We start from the raw sequence: 18,081 nt of genomic DNA, 5'->3' as shown, positions 1-18,081 counted from the left end.
TTTGACGGGATTGCGAGCTTGTATTTTCGTGACAATGCCGCGCTGCAGATTGCCTGCGCCGCGGCATTATGTTCTCGAAGCGGCGTTGGGCGGAACGATGTTGAGGGTGGCATGGCCGAAGTGATTGACGGAAAAAGCGTTGCCGAAGACGTGGTGCGGACGGTCAAGGCGTTGACCGCCGAGCTGGTCGCCAAGGGCCAGGCCAAGCCAGGCCTGGCCGTCGTCATCGTCGGCGAGGATCCGGCGAGCCAGGTCTATGTCGCCTCCAAATCCCGTACCGCCAAGGAATGCGGCTTTCATTCGCTTCAGCACACGCTGCCGGCGGAAACGTCCCAAGAGGCGCTGCTCAAGCTTATCGCCGAACTCAACGCCGATCCTGAAATCAACGGCATCCTGGTCCAGCTTCCGCTGCCCGCCCATGTCGATGCCGGCAAGATCATCCAGGCGATCGCACCGCACAAGGACGTCGACGGGTTCCATTTCATCAATGTCGGCAAGCTCGGCACTGGTGAACTCGACACGGCCTTCGTTCCCTGCACGCCCGCCGGCTCGATGCTTTTGATTGAGCGCGTGCGCGGCAAGGATCTGTCCGGCCTCAACGCCGTTGTCGTCGGCCGCTCCAACATCGTCGGCAAGCCGATGGCCAATCTGCTGCTTGCCGCCAACTGCACCGTCACCATCGCGCATAGCCGCACCAAGGACCTGCCGGCGCTTGCCCGCACGGCCGACATCCTGGTCGCCGCTGTCGGCAGGCCAGAAATGATCAGGGGTGACTGGGTCAAGCCTGGCGCCACCGTCATCGATGTCGGCATCAACCGCATTCCCGCGCCTGAGAAAGGCGAGGGCAAGTCGCGTCTCGTCGGCGATGTCGCCTATGCCGAAGCGGCAAAGGCGGCCGGCGCGATCACCCCGGTGCCCGGCGGTGTCGGGCCGATGACCATTGCCATGTTGATGGCCAATACGTTAGCTTCGGCCTACCTGGCGGCCGGATTGAAGCGGCCTTCCTTCTGAGCCCGGGTTGACCCTGAAAGCCGCAGCTTTGCCGAACCCCACTATTTCCCCGGAACGGCCGGTCACGAATGATCCCGTTCAAGGCGGCCGGCAGTTCGCTTTCCTGCTGGTCGACAAGTTTTCCATGTTCTCGCTGGCCGCCGCGATCGATACGTTCCGATCGGCGAACCGCCTGCTCGGTCGCGATTTCTACGGCTGGACCACTGTGTCGGCCGATGGTGACCCGGTGATGGCTTCCAACGGCCTGCCGCTCAAGATCGACTACGCCGTCGCCGACCTGCCGCCGGTCGATATTCTCTTCGTCTCGGTCGGCTTGACGACGGAATTTCCGGGCAAGAGCAAGGTTCTGGCCGCCTTGCGCAGCTGGGGCCGGCGCGGCAACGCGCTTGGTGCCTTGTCGGTCGGATCCTACCTGCTGGCCGAGGCCGGCCAGCTCGAAGGCTATCGCTGCACCATCCATTGGGAAAACCGCGCCGGCTTCGTCGAGCGCTTTCCCGACATCAACTGCACGGGCAACGTCTTCGAGATCGACCGCAAACGCTACACCTGCGCCGGCGGCACCACCTCGATCGATCTGATGCTGGAGATCGTGCGTGGCGATTTCGGCTCCAACCTCGCCAATGGCGTCGCCAACCAGTTCCAGCACGAGCGCATCCGCTCCGCTGGAGACCGCCAGCGCGTCGGGCCGGAGCGTGACCTCACCGGCAAGTCGGAGAAGTTGCGACGCATCGTCGAATTGATGGCCGACCATCTCGACGAGCCGCTGTCGGCGGTACAGCTCGCCAAGTCGGCGGGCCTCTCGGTGCGCCAGGTGGAGCGGCTGTTTCTGCGCCATCTCAACGTCACGCCGGGGCGCTACTACATGCGGCTGCGGCTGGAGCGCGCGCGCGAATTGCTGCGCCAGACCAACATGCCGATCCTCGACGTGGCGATCGCGACCGGCTTCACCTCGCATTCCTATTTTGCCCAGAGCTATCGGCTGCAGTTTGGCCGCCCGCCCTCGGAAGAGCGCCGCACGACATACTGAATTGGGTACGCACGGGCCCTATGCGAGCTATCGCTGATAGCGGTGGCTTGTGTCCCTGCACGCGCTCAAATAGCTTCGGCCAGCGGACGGGGTGGCTAACTCAGGAGATTTCGATGGCGATACTTGCGCGGAGCGTCGCTGCGGCGATCCTCCTTTTGTCGACGACGACATTCGGCTTTGCCGCCAACAAGGTCATCATCATCCTCGACGCGTCGGGATCGATGTGGGCGCAGATCGACGGAAAGCCCAAGCTGGAAATCGCCCGCGAATCGCTGAGGACCGTGCTTCAATCGGTTCCCGCCGACGACGAGATCGGCTTCATGGCCTATGGCCATCGCGAAAAAGGCAGCTGCGACGACATCCAACTGATCGTGCCGCCCCAGGCGGGCTCGGCAAGCGCCATCTCGGCAGCCGCCGACAGCATGAAGTTCCTCGGCAAGACGCCGCTGACGGCAGCCGTCAAGCAGGCGGCCGAAGCGCTGAAATACACCGAGGACAAGGCAACTGTCGTTCTTATCACCGATGGGCTCGAAACCTGCGGCGGCGACCCTTGCGCGCTGGGTAAGGAGCTGAAGGCATCCGGCGTCGATTTCACCGCCGACGTCGTCGGTTTCGGCCTGACCGCCGATGAAGGCAAGCAGATTGCCTGCCTCGCGGACAATACCGGCGGCAAATACATCCAGGCTTCCGACGAGAAGGCTTTGCAGGAGGCGCTGGTCGAGACCGTGGCGGCACCGGCGCCCGAGCCAGCACCGGCCCCCGCTCCGGCACCAGCGCCCGAGCCGGCGAAGCCCGAGTTCAATTTCATGCCGACCGTGGTGCTGGCCGAGGGCGGCGATCCTGTCACCGACGGCAATGCCTGGGGAGTCTACAAGGCCAAATCGGACGGCACGCGCGGCGACAACGTCACCACCGAATACGGCGACTACAAAGCCAATCTGGAACCGGGCGACTACATCGTCGTCGCGCGCGACGGTGAGGCCAAGACGGAGCAGAAGATCAAGATCGAGGCGGGCCAGGTCTACAAGCCGCTGTTCACCTTGAATGCCGGCACACTCATCCTGCATCCGCGTCCGAGCCAAGGTGCCGATGTGGCCAGCGGGGCGGCTGTCGTGATCGCCTATCCGGGCGTCGACAACCCTCCGGCCTATTATGGAGACACGAAAGTCGTGTTGCCGGCCGGCGACGAGAAAGTGACCGTCACGATCGGACAGGGCGTGGTCACCGAAACGATCCTGCTTGCCGCGGGCAGGGTGATCGACAAGGACATAATCGTCGGCGTCGGCCATGTCGTTGCCAACGCATACTATGTGGCCGGCGGCGACAAGGCTGACAGTTCAGGCACCGGCTTCAAGGTGCTCAAGGCCAAGAAGAAGATCGATGGCACCCGCGACGAGGTCACCTATGCCTATGGCCCCGACAGCAAGTTCGATCTGCCGCCCGATGACTATGTGCTGATCGCGACGGTCGATCTCGCCGTCGTGGAACAGCCTTTCAGCGTCAAGGTCGGCGAGTTCCAGGACCTCAAGGTCGCCATGAATGCCGGCGTGCTGGCAATCACGGCGCCTGGCACCTCCAAGATCGAGATCTTCGAGACGAAGAAGGACATCAATGGCAATCGCAAGTCGATCGGCTATGCCTATGACGAGAAGTATCAGGCCACGATAGCGGCCGGCGATTACGCCGTGGTTTCGGAGAAGTCGGACAACAGCAAGAAGGAAGGCGCCGTGACCGTGAAGGCCGGAGAGCGGGTTGAACTGACGGTGCAATGAGGATTGCGATTTCGACCGGCAAAAAGGGCGGCCACGTGCCGCCCTTTTTCATGCCGGACAGAATGCGTCAGGCAGTGCCGAACGCGCTGGCGCCGTGATCGGCGCGGCCCACCAATTGGCGGAAGCCGGCGAACAACTCGCGTCCGAAGCCGAATTCATTGCCGATGAGATCGACTTCGGCCGTGCGGCGCAGCGCGAATTCGGTGCCTGGCACCAGCACTTCCAGCGTGCCGGCATCGGCGTCGAGGCGGATGATATCGCCGTCATGGATCCGCGCGATCGGCCCGTCCTCGACCGCTTCCGGCGTCACATGGATTGCCGCCGGCACCTTGCCGGAGGCGCCCGACATGCGCCCGTCGGTGACCAGCGCCACGCGCTGGCCGCGATCCTGCAGGATGCCGAGCACGGTGGTCAGCTTGTGCAATTCCGGCATGCCGTTGGCCTTCGGACCCTGGAAGCGGATGACGGCGATGAAGTCGCCGGTGAGTGTGCCCGCCTTGAAGGCGTCGTTCAGCCCCTGCTGGCTGTCGAACACCTTGGCCGGCGCCTCGATGACACGCCGCTCCGGTTTGACGGCCGATGTCTTGATGACGGCGTGACCGAGATTGCCCACCAGCACCTTCAGGCCGCCCGTCGCCTGGAAAGCCTTGTTGAACGGCGCCAGCACCTTTTCGTCGCCGCTTGCGCGCGGCGAAGCCTCGCGCAGCACAGCGCCGTCGGCGCCGAGCTTTGCCTCGACCGCATAGGGCCGCAGGCCTTCGCCCCACACCGTCTGCACATCCTCGTGCAGGACGCCTTCGTCGAGCAGTTCGCGGATCAGGAAGCCGAGGCCGCCGGCTGCATGGAAATGATTCACATCGGCAAGTCCGTTCGGATAGACCCGTGCCAACAGAGGCACCGCTTCCGAGAGGTCGGAAATATCCTGCCAGGTCAGCGCGATGCCGGCGGCGGCGGCCATGGCGATCAGGTGGATGGTGTGGTTGGTCGAGCCGCCGGTGGCATGCAGGCCGACGACGCCATTGACGAACGAACGTTCGTCGATCATCCGCCCGACCGGCGTATAGGCGTTGCCGAGCGCGGTGATCGCCAGTGCCCGTTTCGTCGCTTCGCGGGTCAAGGCGTCGCGCAGGGGCGTGCCGGGGTTGACGAAGGACGCGCCCGGCGTGTGCAGGCCCATGATCTCCATCAGCATCTGGTTGGAGTTCGCCGTCCCGTAGAAGGTGCAGGTGCCCGGCCCGTGATACGACTTGGACTCGGCTTCCAGGAGTTCGGCGCGTCCTGCCTTGCCCTCGGCATAGAGCTGGCGGACCTTGGCCTTCTCATCGTTGGGCAGGCCTGTCGTCATCGGGCCGGCAGGAATGAACACCGCCGGCAGATGGCCGAAGGTTAGTGCGGCGATCACCAGACCCGGGACGATCTTGTCGCAGACGCCGAGATAGACGGCGGCGTCGAACATGTTGTGCGACAGGCCGATCGCGGCTGCCATGGCGATCACGTCGCGCGAAAACAGCGACAGCTCCATGCCGGGCTGGCCTTGGGTCACGCCATCGCACATCGCCGGCACGCCGCCCGCGACCTGGGCGATGCCGCCCGCCTCGCGCGCGGCCTCCTTGATCAGGGCAGGGAAGGTCTCGAAGGGCTGATGCGCCGACAGCATGTCGTTGTAAGAGGTGATGATGCCGAGATTGGGCACCTTGTCGGCACCGAGCGCCAGCTTTTCCGAGGGGCTGCAGACCGCGAAGCCATGGGCAAGGTTGCCGCAGGACAGCACCGACCGGTTGGCGGTCTGGTTCGACGCTTCGGCGATACGGCTGAGGTAGCGCTCCCGGCCCGGTTTGGAGCGCTGGCGTATCCGTTCGGTGATGGCTTCGATGTCTCGTCTTGCGGTCATGGGATCAGGTCCTTTCAGGCGAGGTCCCGGAAACATCCTCCCGCCGTTGCCGGGACCACTTGTAAACTTGAAATCAGGGCGCCCAGAAAACCTCCACGGGCTTGGGCGATGCGTCGAGCACGGCACGGATCGGCTTTCGCGGCCCGGACGCGGCCGCGCCGTCGAAGGCGGTGCGCTTGTCCTCGCCCTCGATGTGCAGCGCGATGAAACCGGCGTCGATGATCCGCGCCAGGGTCAGGGTCAGCCGAGGCTCACCCGCACTTGCGGCGTGAACCGGCAGGATGATCCTGTCCGAGGCGGGGTCGAGCAGCTTCGGCAGATCGTCGGCGTCGGGAAAGAATGAGGCGGTATGGCCGTCCGGCCCCATGCCGAGGATCACGGCATCGAGCGGCCAGGGCAGGGATCGCAGGGCCGCATCGTCGGATGCTGCAGCATCCTCGATGCCGACCGCCTCGTGGTAGAGCGGAACGAAGCGGGCCGCCTTGGCCGCGTTCTGCAGCAGGTTGGCGGCAACCAGCCCGGCATTGGATCGCGGCGAGGAGGCCGGCACGAAACGTTCGTCGACCAGCGTCACGATCACCTTGTCCCAGGCGATCGGCGCCGCAGAGAGCGTGGCAAAGAACTTTGCCGGTGTCGTGCCGCCGGAGACCGCCAGCAATGCCGTGCCGCGCCCGGTGATCGCCTTGGTCAGGGCATCGGCGACGCGGCCAGCCAGCGCCAAGGCCAGTTGCGGACGGTCGGGAAAAGCGTTCCAGTTGTAGCTGGCGCCGTTCAATTGCTCTCGTGCCATGTCCGCCCGTCACGTTCGATCAGTGCTATCGAGGCCGACGGCCCCCATGTGCCTGCCGTATAGCCCTGCGCTTCCTGCTTGGCGCCTTCCCAGGCATTCTGGATCGGGTCGATCCACTTCCAGGCGGCTTCCACCTCGTCGCGGCGCATGAACAGAGTCTGGTTGCCGCGGATGACATCCATGATCAGCCGTTCATAGGCGTCAGGCGCGCGGCCGTCGAAAGACTGCGCGAAACTCATGTCGAGCGAGATCTGGCGCAGCCGCATGCCGCCAGGGCCTGGGTCCTTGATCATGATGAACTGCTTGACGCCTTCGTCCGGCTGCAGCCGGATGACCAGTTGGTTGGCAAAGATCGGCCCCGCGCCGCTGTCGCCGAAAATCGAGTGCGGGATCGGCTTGAACTCGATGACGATTTCCGAAACCCGGGTCGCCAGCCGCTTTCCGGTCCTGAGGTAGAATGGAACGCCGGCCCAGCGCCAGGTGCCGATCTCGGCCTTGATGGCGACGAAGGTCTCGGTGTTGCTGTCCTTGCCGAGTTCCTCGACATAGCCTTTCACCGGTCCCCCGGCCGACGCACCGGCGCGGTACTGGCCGCGCACGGTGTGCTTCGGCGCCTCGTTGCCGTTGATGCGCTTCAGCGCCCGCAGCACCTTGAGCTTCTCGTCGCGCACCGCGTCGGCGTCCATCGACGAGGGCGCTTCCATGGCGACCAGGCAAAGCAGCTGCAGCATGTGGTTCTGCACCATGTCGCGCAGCGCACCGGCCTTGTCGTAGTAGGTGACGCGGTCTTCCAAGCCCACGGTCTCGGCGACGGTGATCTGCACGTGGTCGATGTGGGCGGAATTCCACAGCGGCTCGTACAGCGCATTGGCAAAGCGCAGCGCCATCAGGTTCTGCACCGTCTCCTTGCCGAGATAGTGGTCGATGCGGAAAATCTGGCTTTCGTGGAAGTCGTCGCCGACCAGGTCGTTGAGCGCCTGCGCTGAGGCAAGATCGCGGCCGATCGGCTTCTCCAGCACGATGCGCGAATTCGGCGTGATCAGATTGTGCTCTTTGAGCTTGTGCGAGATGTCACCGAACAGCGCCGGCGCCACGGCCAGGTAAAAGGCGCGGATGTGGTCACTTTCGCCGATCGCCTTTTTCAGCTTGTCGAAGCCGGCGCCGCTCGTTGCATCGGCCGGGACGTAGGAAAGCCGGGCGAGGAAGGTCTTCAACTCCTTGGCATCGATATCGGCCGGCTTGACATGGTCCGAAATCGCCTGCTTGGCGAAAGCCTGGAACTCCTCGTCGCTCATTTTCGAGCGCGACGTGCCGATGATGCGCGTCGGCTCGGAGAATTGATGGTCGCGCTGGCGATAGTAGAGCGACGGCAGCAGCTTGCGTTCCGACAGGTCGCCGGTACCACCGAAAATGATGAAGTCGAAAGGGTCGACGGGGATGATCTGGCTGGTCATGGTCTGTCCGCTTTGACGCCGGTCGCAAGTACGCGGCTGATATATTCTAATCGATTTAAATTTTCCAGTGCCATGGTGTCACATCAAGGACCAACCGCTGGATTTTGCGTCGGTCCACGTGTGCGCTTGACACTGGCGCCGCCGGGAGGCTTGTCGGTGAACGAAGACTCCGGAGGCTTTCGCAGTTGCAGCATAGAACGTGAATGTGACGAAAGCTAAGGGAGAAATCGGCGCGCCTTGCGGCATCGATTGCATCGGTCGCCAGCCCTTGTGCAAGCTGTGCAGTGATATCGAGGAAGTCCATGAGCGGGAAAAGCATGCGTCTGGAAAACAAGGTCGCCATCATCACCGGTGCGGCATCGGGCTTCGGCGAAGGCATGGCCAAGCGCTTCGCGGAAGAGGGCGCCAGGGTCGTTGTCGCCGATCTCAACGCCAAGGGTGCCAAACGCGTCGCCGATGAGATCGGCGAGGCGGCAATCTGGACGCAGACCGACGTTTCGTTGCGCTCCGAGTTCGACGAGATGGTCTATGCCGCCAAAAGCGCCTTCGGCCGTGTCGACATCATGGTCAACAATGCCGGGTTCACCCATCGCAATGGCGACATGCTCAAAGTCGACGAGGAAACCTTCGACCTGATCACATCAGTCAACATGAAGGCGATCTATCACGCCGCCCTTGCGGTTGTGCCGATCATGGAGCGGCAAGGCGGCGGTGTCATCTTGACCACGGCGTCTACCGCAGGATTGCGGCCGCGGCCCGGCCTCACCTGGTACAATGCCTCGAAGGGTTGGGCGATCACCGCCACCAAGTCGATGGCGGTGGAACTCGCGCCCAGGAACATTCGCGTCAACTGCCTTTGCCCGGTCGCCGGCGAGACCGGGATGCTTGAAAAATTCATGGGCGCCGACACGCCCGAGATCCGCGAGGCATTCCGCGCTTCGATCCCGCTCGGGAGGCTGTCGACCCCGCTCGATATCGCCAACGCGGCTCTATGGCTGGCCTCGGACGAGGCCGCTTTCATCACCGGGGTCGCGCTGGAGGTCGATGGCGGGCGCTGCATCTGAACGCGGCGATCGTCGGATATTACGTGCCGGGCTTGACGTAGCTCTTGTACACCCAGCCGTGCTTGCCGTTGTAGACGATCTCGCACCACTGCTTGCAGCCCATCAGTTGCACCGAGGTCCGGGCAGGGATCGTACCGATGGGGGTGGCCCCCTTCTTCGGAGCACTGCGCATGGTCACAGCCCTGAGAATACGGCCGTTGCCTGTCGCCGCCACCTTGCGCGGCTTCGCTTTGGCTGCGTTGTCCTCGCCTTGTGCATTCGCGGGTTTTTGGTCCGGTGCTTGCGGCTGCGTCTCCGGAATGGCGGCGGTCTGCGCGCCATCGGGATTGCTGCTATTGGCAGGCGGGCTCGGCGCGGCGACCTTGGCAAGCTCGTCGGTGGCATCGGTATCGGTAGACGATTGCGCGAACGCCGCCGCTGTTTTGTCAGGCGCCGGCTCGGGCTGCTTGGCTACCTGGCTGGGAGCCGCCGTTTGATCGGGATCAGTTGCCGCGGCAGCCTTCGGCTGCGCCCCTGTCCAGCGGGGATCATTGGCGGCAAGCGCTGGTATGTCCACCGCCGCCGCTGCCTTGGTCGGTGACACCTGGCTGGACTTGCGCTCCGCCTGCGGCGTCACGGCCGCCACCGTCACCGTCGTCCCCGAGGAGGGAACTTTCGTCGTCTTCACCGGAATGGTCGGAATGCTCTGCTCGGGACTGGCGGCTGCTTGCCTCTCGCCGGTCGGCAACGCCAGCCAGAGCGCCACTGCGGCAACGCCAAGCAGTGCCGCGGTGCCTATTGCCGCGATAACCAGGTGCGAGTTCGAACGGACTCCCTGCCAGAATGACGGGCGCATGTCATAGCCGAACTGCATGGCGAAGCGCCGACGTTCCGGAGCACCGAAACTGAAGGGCTCTCTCACTCTTGCCACCTCCATAAGCGGGCCGGTGTTCTTTCGATCAAATATCGCAAGTCACGCGTTCGATCAGCATCGGTCCCAAAACGCGGGCGGGCCCGCAACAATCCCCGAACAATCGCCCAGATGCGGACCTTTCGCCCGCGATTGTGGCGTCAGTACGCCATTACCAAGGATTCTGCGCTTTTGCCCGCAATTCCGCAATGTGTCGCCCGGGCAACAAATATTACATGGATATCAATATTACATGAGTTCGTGATCGCAGGGATAGCGGCGATCCGATCGCAGCCTAAGCACGTCGTGTCGAAAAGTCTCCACAACGCACTTGGATCTTGTTGTGCATGTCGTTCCTCCCAAAGGTCACTTTGCGCGACGCATTAGATCCTGTCCCGCAGCGCAAACCAGTTGAGCGCAAGGAAAAGCAGCGGCGCCCGCAACCGGCGGCCGCCAGGAAATGGCGGGATTTTCAGCTCCTCGATCAGCTTCAGCCGATCGCGGTTGCCGGTGATGGTTTCGGCATAGAGTTTGCCGAAGAAGTTCGACAGCATGACGCCGTGACCGGAATAGCCGCCGGCTGAGATCACATTCGGCATCACTTCGCGCACGAACGGCTTCCTCGGCACGGTGATGCCGACATAGCCGCCCCAGCCATGGGTGATCTCGACATCGCTGAGCGCCGGATAGAGCTCCGCGATCTGGCGGCGAATGTGGATGTGGATATCTTTGGGATCGTTGACGCCATAAACCTCGCGTCCGCCGAACAGCAGCCGTCCATCCCTGGATTTGCGGAAATAGCGCACGACGAAGCGGGAATCGTCGACCGATTCGCCCCCCGGCAACACGTTCGAATCCGACCCCAGCGGCACGGTCGCGCCGATGAAGGATCCGATCGGCATGATGTGCGCGGCACTCACCGGCTCGAGCGTGCCGCCATAGGCGTTGACCGCGATCAGGCATTTTTGCGCCGAGATCGTCCCTCTCGGCGTGGAGACCCTGACCTTGCCGCCTGCCGAGACGATGCCGGTCGATGGCGTCCCTTCGAACAAGTGGGCGCCAGCTTGTGCCGCCGCCCGCGCCGTGCCCATCACCAGCTTCATCGGATGGATATGGCCGGTGCCGATATCGCGCGTGCCGCCGAAATAAGCGCTCGAGCCCAGCCGATCCGCCGTCTCCTTCGCATCCATGAAGGAGATGTGCGGGTATGAGAAGCGGCCGGCCATGATTTCGGCATGCGCCTTGTAGTCGTCCACATAGCGCGGCTTGTGCGCGACCGAGAGCTGGCCCGGCATGTAGTCGATATCGATCTGGTTGAGGGCCGCGAAGTCGAGCAGATGCGCTTTCGCCTCTTCGGCGAGATCGAACAGGGCCCTGGCGCGGGACAGACCGTATTCGGCCTCCAGGTCCTCGGCCCAGGCACGCTGCCCGGTGCCGAGCTGGCCGCCATTGCGCCCGGAAGCGCCGTCGCCAAAACGATATGCTTCGATCAGGACAACGCTGGTACCGGCCTTGGCCAAATGCGTCGCTGCCGACAGGCCGGTAAACCCGCCGCCGATAATAACGACGTCGCAGGTCCGGTCACCGTCGAGCGTTGGATATTCGGGCCGCGGCCCAGCCGTGTCCTCATACCAGGACCGGCCGGGGGAAATGGGGGATTGGTAGTTCATGATGAGCGAAGACTCGAGGGAGTTCGGGTAGTGAGTAGTGAGTAGTGAGTAGTGAGTAGTGAGTAGTGAGTAGTCGCTACCAACTACTCACTACTCACCCACCATCACACATTCAGCAGCAGATATTCCCGCTCCCACGGACTGATCACTTCCATGAACGTTTCGAATTCCGCCCGCTTGATCGCCGCATAGGTGGCGGCGAAGGACTTGCCCAGCAATGCGCAGAGTTCCTCGTCGCCTTCGAACAGGTCGACGGCTTCGAGCAGGCTGCGCGGCAGGTCGATCTCGTGCGCGTTGGCGGTGGTCAGTACGGGAGGCTCGGCCTTGATCTTCCTGGTGATGCCGATCAGCCCGCAGGCAAGCGAAGCCGCCAGCGCCAGATAGGGATTGGCATCGGAGGACGGGATGCGGTTTTCAACGCGCCGCGCCGCTGGATCGGAACGCGGCACGCGGAAAGCCGTGGTGCGGTTGTCGTAGCCCCATTTGTTGTTGACCGGGGCAGAGGCCGCCTGCGTCAGCCGCCGGTAGGAATTGACGTAGGGCGCGAACATAACCAGCGCATTCGGCACGTGCTTCTGCATGCCGCCGATGAAATGGAAGAAATCCTCGGTCTCCGAACCATCCTCGGCCGAAAAGATGTTCCTGCCCGTCTTCTTGTCGACGATCGACTGATGGATATGCATGGCGGAGCCCGGCTGGCCCTGAATCGGCTTGGCCATGAAGGTCGCGTAGATCTCATGCTTGAGCGCGGCTTCACGAATGGTGCGCTTGAACATGAACACCTGGTCGGCGAGCTCGATCGGGTCGCCGTGGCGCAGATTGATCTCGAGCTGACCGGCGCCCTCTTCGTGGATGAGCGTGTCGATCTCCAGGCCCTGGCTTTCGGAGAAATGGTAGATGTCGTCGATCAGTTCGTCGAACTCGTTGACGCCGGCGATCGAATAGCCGGCGCCGCCGCCGATCGCGCGCCCCGAGCGGCCGACAGGCGGGGTCAGGGGATAGTCCGGGTCCGGATTCTTGCGCACGAGGTAGAACTCGATTTCGGGTGCCACGACCGGCTTCAGCCCAAGCTTGTCATAGGCCGCCAGCACGCGCTTCAGCACATTGCGCGGCGTGAACTCGACCGAGCGGCCGTCCTGGTGGACGAGGTCGCAGATGACGGCGGCCGTCGGGTCTTCCTCCCAGGGCACCACGGTCAATGTCGACAGGTCCGGCATCAGCTTGAGGTCGCCGTCGTCTTCCGGATAGTGAAAGCCGTTGCCGTCCTCCGGATAGCCGCCGGAAATCGTCGTCATGAAGACCGCCGAAGGCAGCGCCAGTGAGGTGTTGGAAGTGAATTTCTTCGACGGCATCATCTTGCCGCGCGCCACGCCGGCCTGATCAGGCGTGATGCATTCGATATCCTCGATGCCGCGCCATTCCAGCCAATCGCTGACTTCCTTCCAGTTCTTCACACCTCGCAGGTTTTTCACGAAGGCAGGCGTGCGCGCCCGTCCTCCGCGGCTCGACGGACGGACTTCCTTTTTTGCAGGCGGCATCATTCACCAGATTGGGTTGCGGATTTTCAAGTATAGCCGTGCCGTGCGACCGAAGGGAAGGGGAGCCGCCCCGGGCATTTGCCGTTGCGGGTTGAAAACCGGTTGCCGGTCGGCATAGGTTTGGCGTCTTCCCGCACTCGAGAAGCCGGCGATGAGATCCAGCAACGAACTGACCACGATCGGCTTCGACGCCGACGACACGCTTTGGCAGAACGAACGGTTCTTCCGCATGACGGAAAAGCGCTTTGCCGCCATGCTGGCCGATCATGGCGAGGGGGAGCAGATCTCGGCTCGACTGTTGGAAGCCGAGAGGCGCAATCTCGCGATCTACGGTTTCGGCATCAAGGGATTTACGCTCTCGATGATCGAGACGGCGATAGAGGTCACCGACGGGCGCGTGCCGGCTTCCGTCATATCGGAGATTCTCGACGCCGGCCGCGAGATGCTGGGCCATCCGATCGAGCCCTTGCCGCATGCACGCGAGACGGTCGAGAAGCTCGCCGGCACCTTCCGCCTCGTGCTGATCACCAAGGGCGATCTGTTCGATCAGGAGCGCAAGCTGGCCGGCTCCGGGCTGGGCGAGTTGTTCGACGCCGTCGAGATCGTCAGCGACAAGACCGCCGCGACCTATGCGCGCCTATTCGACCGCCATGGCGATGGCCCGGCAAGGAGCATGATGGTCGGCAATTCGTTGAAGTCGGACGTGGTGCCCGCCATCGAGGCCGGCGGCTGGGGTGTCCATGTGCCGCACGAATTGACTTGGGTGCTCGAACATGTCGAGGCGCCGGTCGCCGAGCCGCGGTTCCGCCAGATATCGGATCTCAGCCAATTGCCCGCGCTTGTCGAAAGCATCAGGAACAGAGTTTGATCGTAGACCTCCGGCTGCTTTTTTCGCGCAATTCTGGATGGAAAAAAACGGTTTCGCCTTTTGGAATCGTTTTAGCGGCCGGTCAGGCGATCGATGACCGGTTGCAGCCGTTCGGGCGTGATCGGCTTGGCCACCACCGCGTCGACAACATGCGCCAGGCCCAGGCTCTCCGGCGTGCCATTCTTGGTTGAAAGCAGGATCACGGGAGGAAGTGCCTTGCCCGCGGCTCGCCGCAACGTGTCGATACTGGACATCAGCGTGTCGCAGTCTTTGTTGTCGGGGCCACCATCGAGGACAACCGCCCCGGGGATAAGCGAACGTAAGGTCTTCACCGCCATTTCAGGCGATTCCGAGATTGGTTTGAGCCCGGAACGCTCGACGATTTTAGACACCACGACGCGATTGATCGGCGACTTCCCGACAACAAGCACCCGCGAAGGATCTCGGATCGTCTCAATGTTTGAACCCCGGGTCACCCGATTCAGATTTTTTGTACTCTCCCCCTCGTCACTCACTAGGCACCCAAGTCGGCCAAGAATCTTGCCCCTATTTCAATGCAGAGTTGAATCTGCGGACAATTGGCGTGAGATCGCACCCTATGTCAAGTTGAAATAAAAGACTTCTGAAACCGTCTCCCACACAGTGGATTCAAGCAACAGTACTGTACTGCCCTGTCCATAGCTTGGTTGCGTGAAAATAAAATTCACCTACGCATACGCGGCGCGGGCAAATGGCCGGTTGTAGCGCTTCCGGGTCAGCCATGGCTTTGTTGTGTAACGATCACCGGGATCAGCAGGTCGCCCCAATTGCCGTCGCCGCCATGGTGCCTCGCGGAGCGCACGAGCTCCACCGAGACGCCCGCCTCGACCGCCTTCATCACCGATTGGTTGAGCCTGTGCAGGTCGTTGGCCAGCATGCGGATTGTCGCCTGCTGGTCGACGCTCATCGTGGTCGATTGCTCTTCGGCCCGTTCCTTGACGCGGCTTATCGATGCCATTGGTCTTCTCCTGTGTCTGAGGCCCTGTTGGGCGTTTCCTCGGTATTTCTGGTCGCTATTCCGCGGCCGGCTTGAACTGCGCGTGCTCGGTCGATTCATGCATGGCCGTGGTCGACGACCGGCCGCCGGTGATCGCCATAGAGACCGCGTCGAAATAGCCGGTGCCGACCTCGCGCTGGTGCTTGGTCGCGGTATAGCCATTGGCTTCCGCCGCGAATTCCGCTTCCTGCAACTCGGAATAGGCCGCCATCTGCCGCGCCTTGTAGCCGCGGGCGAGTTCGAACATGCCGTAGTTGAGCTGGTGGAAGCCGGCCAGCGTGATGAATTGGAACTTGTAGCCCATGGCGCCCAGTTCCCTCTGGAACTTGGCGATCGTCGCGTCGTCGAGATTCTTCTTCCAGTTGAACGACGGCGAGCAATTGTAGGCGAGCAGCTTGCCTGGATGGTGCCTGCGCACCCCCTCGGCGAATTTCTTGGCCTGCGCCAGGTCGGGCTTCGAGGTCTCGCACCAGATCAGGTCGGCGTGCGGCGCATAGGCAACGGCCCGCGCGATGCAAGGCTCGATGCCGTTCCGGACCTGGTAGAAGCCTTCCACCGTGCGGCCGGCATCATAGTCGACGAAGGGCTGGTCGCGTTCATCGATATCGGAGGTCAGCAGCTTTGCAGCTTCCGCGTCCGTGCGTGCCACGACCAAGGTGGGCGTGGCCATCACGTCGGCCGCGAGCCGCGCCGCGTTGAGGTTGCGGATATGCGCCGCGGTCGGGATCAGCACCTTGCCGCCGAGATGGCCGCACTTCTTCTCCGACGCCAACTGGTCCTCGTAATGGACGCCAGCGGCACCGGCCTCGATGAACGCCTTCATGATCTCGAAGGCGTTGAGCGGACCGCCGAAGCCGGCTTCCGCGTCGGCAACGATCGGTGCGAACCAGGTCTCGACAGAAAGCCCCTTGCCTTCGGAGGTTTCGATCTGGTCGGCGCGCTGCAGCGTGCGGTTGATGCGCCTGACCAGTTCGGGCGCCGCATTGGCCGGATAGAGCGATTGGTCCGGATACATCGCCGAGGCGGTGTTTGCGTCGGCGGCGACCTGCCAGCCCGACAGGTAGATCGCCTTCAGCCCGGCGCGCACCTGCTGCATCGCCTGGTTGCCGGACATGGCGCCGAGCGCGTTGACGAAGTCCTCCTCGTGGATGAGCTTCCACAGCCGGTTGGCGCCTATTTCGGCAAGGCTCTGACGAATCTGCACCGAACCGCGCAGCCGCTTCACGTCCTCCGGCGAATAAGGACGTTCAATGCCGTCGAAGCGACCTTCAGGCGCCGAGGGGACGAGGTTGTAAAAATCAGTCATTGGTCACTCCGAAGATTTCTGCACAGCCAATTCTCGGGGCCGCTTCTATGTGACTGAATTTACATCTTGGCGCCGCATGAGCTAGAAAAATCAACAGAACCGGGTGGATATAAGGGCAAACCTGTGTTGTGTTTGACAGCAAGGCACTGTAAATTTGTCAATCCTGTAAAGCGAAGAGAGGCGGGATGCGGCGGGCGGCGTGTAAACTCCTGTCAAGAATTGGCGATGGCTGACCAGAAGATTTTCGCTGGGCCGCGCATCCGCCGCATCCGCGGCGCCAAGGGCCTGACCCAGACGGCGATGGCCGAGGGGCTCGGCATCTCGCCGTCCTACCTCAACCTGATCGAGCGCAACCAGCGGCCGCTGACGGTGCAATTGATCCTGAAGCTCGCCTCCGTCTACAAGGTCGATCCGCATGAGCTTCAGGGCGAGGCAAGGGGATCGGTCGCTGCCCTCAAGGAGGTGTTCACCGACCCGCTGCTGGTCGGCGAATTGCCGGGAGACCAGGAATTGATCGAGTTTGCCGAGGCGGCGCCCAACGCCTCCGCCGCGGTGATAAAACTGTTCCGCGCCTATCGCGAGCAAGCCGAGCGGCTGTCCGATCTCAACGAGCTTCTGGCCCGCGAGGGCCGGGCGACCGCCCTCTCCGGCGCCCGCCTGCCGATCGACGAGGTGCGCGAGATTTTCGAGCGGCGACCGAACCATTTCGCCTCGCTCGAGGAAGAGGCCGAGGCGTTCACGTCGGTGCTCGATCCCGGCGACGACCTGTTTGGCGCCTTGAAGGCATGGCTGAAGCGCGAATACGGCATCGTGGTCAAGGTTCTGCCGGTCGCCACCATGCCGAACTGGCGCCGCCGCTACGACCGCCACTCGCAGCGCCTGTTCCTGTCCGAGCGTCTGTCGCCGTTCGACCAGTTGCGTGAAGTCGCGATGGAGGCCTGCCTGATCCGCATGACTGTTGCGGTCGCCGGTGAGATCCAGGCACTGGGGCTGACCACGGACGAGGCGCGCCGCCTTGCCCGCTTCGAACTCGGCCGCTACGCCGCCCATGCGCTGATGATGCCCTATCAGCCCTTTCACGCGGCGGCCGTTCGCTCACGCTACGACATTGATGTCCTGCGCTCGCGCTTCGGCGTTTCCTTCGAGCAGGCGGCAAACCGGCTGACCATGCTGCAGCGGCCAGGTGCTTCCGGCGTGCCCTTCTTCATGCTGGAGATCGACAATGCGGGAAACCGCTTCCGCAAGGCCGGCAGCCGGGGCTTTCCGCAAAGCCGCTTCGGCGGTGGCTGTGCCAAGCTTCCCGTGCATGTCGCCTTCACTCAGCCGGGCCAGATATTCGTCGAGGCGGTGGAAATGCCCGATGGCGCCGAGTTCCTGTGCATCGCCCGCACGCTGGAGGGGCCGCAAGGCGCGTTCTCCGAACGACCGCGCCGCACGGCACTGCTGCTCGGCTGCGACATCGGCTTTCGCGACGAGATCGTCTATGGCACGGTGCTGCCTGGCGCGGCGACCGGCGCGAAGATGGGGGCGGGCACCGTCGCGGCGACGCCTGTCGGCCCCGCCTGCCGGCTTTGCGAGCGCGCCGGCTGCCTGGCGCGCGCCGAGCCGCCGGTGACGCGACCGCTCGGCCTCGACGAGATGGTCACCGGCTTGAGTGCCTTCGACTTCCAGTGATGTCGTGGTGACTTGCCGCGCGAAGAAGAAGACCGCTTCCTACTCGGGAAGACAATAAGCCTTCACGCTAAATATAGCGGATGCAATATTG

General features: G+C 63.1%; 15 protein-coding genes. 6 read left to right on the top strand and 9 right to left on the bottom strand.

The annotated features are described in order from the left end of the window. The first annotated feature begins 111 nt into the window (after positions 1-111). The 3 genes from folD to FJ543_RS20820 all read left to right on the top strand — a co-directional run bounded on the left by folD (position 112) and on the right by FJ543_RS20820 (position 3,810). Positions 112-1,011 (top strand): bifunctional methylenetetrahydrofolate dehydrogenase/methenyltetrahydrofolate cyclohydrolase FolD, encoded by a 900-nt coding sequence (gene folD, locus FJ543_RS20830; protein WP_140876764.1) that lies wholly within the window; start codon positions 112-114, stop codon positions 1,009-1,011. A 28-nt stretch (positions 1,012-1,039) separates the two neighbouring features. After that, entirely contained in the window at positions 1,040-2,038 is a 999-nt protein-coding gene (locus tag FJ543_RS20825; RefSeq protein ID WP_032922464.1) for a GlxA family transcriptional regulator, read from the top strand. Between the two features lie 113 nt (positions 2,039-2,151). Next, positions 2,152-3,810, top strand: coding sequence for a VWA domain-containing protein (locus FJ543_RS20820; protein ID WP_140876762.1), 1,659 nt, complete (start codon positions 2,152-2,154; stop codon positions 3,808-3,810). Positions 3,811-3,877: 67 nt separating this feature from the next. On the opposite strand, the gene edd is transcribed toward FJ543_RS20820, so the two are convergent. From edd to zwf, 3 genes are all read right to left on the bottom strand, one after another. Beyond that, positions 3,878-5,701 carry a phosphogluconate dehydratase gene (gene edd, locus FJ543_RS20815; protein ID WP_140614661.1) on the bottom strand — a complete coding sequence of 608 codons (1,824 nt, stop codon included), beginning with the start codon at positions 5,699-5,701 and terminating at the stop codon, positions 3,878-3,880. A gap of 73 nt (positions 5,702-5,774) precedes the next feature. Continuing rightward, positions 5,775-6,491: a 6-phosphogluconolactonase gene (gene pgl / locus FJ543_RS20810; protein WP_140614660.1), complete on the bottom strand. Its 717-nt coding sequence runs from the start codon at positions 6,489-6,491 to the stop codon at positions 5,775-5,777. Continuing rightward, on the bottom strand, positions 6,473-7,945 hold the full coding sequence (gene zwf / locus FJ543_RS20805) for a glucose-6-phosphate dehydrogenase (RefSeq protein ID WP_015316300.1): 1,473 nt from the start codon (positions 7,943-7,945) through the stop codon (positions 6,473-6,475). Before zwf ends, pgl begins: the two co-directional genes overlap by 19 nt. A 317-nt stretch (positions 7,946-8,262) precedes the next feature. Between zwf and FJ543_RS20800 the strand changes: the two genes are divergently transcribed. Further along, positions 8,263-9,009, top strand: coding sequence for an SDR family oxidoreductase (locus FJ543_RS20800; RefSeq protein ID WP_041163342.1), 747 nt, complete (start codon positions 8,263-8,265; stop codon positions 9,007-9,009). 19 nt (positions 9,010-9,028) lie between these two features. Here the strand turns inward: FJ543_RS20800 and FJ543_RS20795 are convergent, their stop codons facing one another. The 3 genes from FJ543_RS20795 to FJ543_RS20785 form a co-directional block, all read right to left on the bottom strand. Beyond that, the gene (locus FJ543_RS20795) at positions 9,029-9,910 is read right to left on the bottom strand and encodes an SH3 domain-containing protein (protein ID WP_015316302.1); all 882 of its coding nucleotides are present in this window, start codon (positions 9,908-9,910) and stop codon (positions 9,029-9,031) included. Positions 9,911-10,281: 371 nt separating this feature from the next. Further along, the gene (locus tag FJ543_RS20790) at positions 10,282-11,568 is read right to left on the bottom strand and encodes an FAD-binding oxidoreductase (protein ID WP_140876760.1); all 1,287 of its coding nucleotides are present in this window, start codon (positions 11,566-11,568) and stop codon (positions 10,282-10,284) included. Between the two features lie 104 nt (positions 11,569-11,672). Further along, positions 11,673-13,109, bottom strand: a complete 1,437-nt coding sequence (locus FJ543_RS20785) for a glutamine synthetase family protein (protein WP_015316305.1) — start codon at positions 13,107-13,109, stop codon at positions 11,673-11,675. 148 nt (positions 13,110-13,257) lie between these two features. Between FJ543_RS20785 and FJ543_RS20780 the strand changes: the two genes are divergently transcribed. Further along, positions 13,258-13,974 carry an HAD family hydrolase gene (locus tag FJ543_RS20780; RefSeq protein ID WP_140614657.1) on the top strand — a complete coding sequence of 239 codons (717 nt, stop codon included), beginning with the start codon at positions 13,258-13,260 and terminating at the stop codon, positions 13,972-13,974. 71 nt (positions 13,975-14,045) lie between these two features. On the opposite strand, the gene FJ543_RS20775 is transcribed toward FJ543_RS20780, so the two are convergent. The 3 genes from FJ543_RS20775 to aceA all read right to left on the bottom strand — a co-directional run bounded on the left by FJ543_RS20775 (position 14,046) and on the right by aceA (position 16,316). Beyond that, positions 14,046-14,489, bottom strand: coding sequence for a response regulator (locus FJ543_RS20775; RefSeq protein WP_181171010.1), 444 nt, complete (start codon positions 14,487-14,489; stop codon positions 14,046-14,048). 239 nt (positions 14,490-14,728) lie between these two features. After that, positions 14,729-14,971 (bottom strand): hypothetical protein, encoded by a 243-nt coding sequence (locus FJ543_RS20770; RefSeq protein ID WP_006202762.1) that lies wholly within the window; start codon positions 14,969-14,971, stop codon positions 14,729-14,731. Between the two features lie 55 nt (positions 14,972-15,026). After that, entirely contained in the window at positions 15,027-16,316 is a 1,290-nt protein-coding gene (gene aceA / locus FJ543_RS20765; RefSeq protein ID WP_140614655.1) for an isocitrate lyase, read from the bottom strand. A 225-nt stretch (positions 16,317-16,541) separates the two neighbouring features. Between aceA and FJ543_RS20760 the strand changes: the two genes are divergently transcribed. Beyond that, entirely contained in the window at positions 16,542-17,990 is a 1,449-nt protein-coding gene (locus FJ543_RS20760; RefSeq protein ID WP_140614654.1) for a helix-turn-helix domain-containing protein, read from the top strand. The last annotated feature ends 91 nt before the right edge of the window (positions 17,991-18,081 follow it).

Source organism: Mesorhizobium sp. B2-5-7, assembly GCF_006440875.1.
In the GTDB taxonomy this organism is placed as follows: domain Bacteria; phylum Pseudomonadota; class Alphaproteobacteria; order Rhizobiales; family Rhizobiaceae; genus Mesorhizobium; species Mesorhizobium australicum.
Note: the sequence above shows the minus strand (reverse complement) of the source record. Positions and strands in the feature narration are given on the sequence as shown.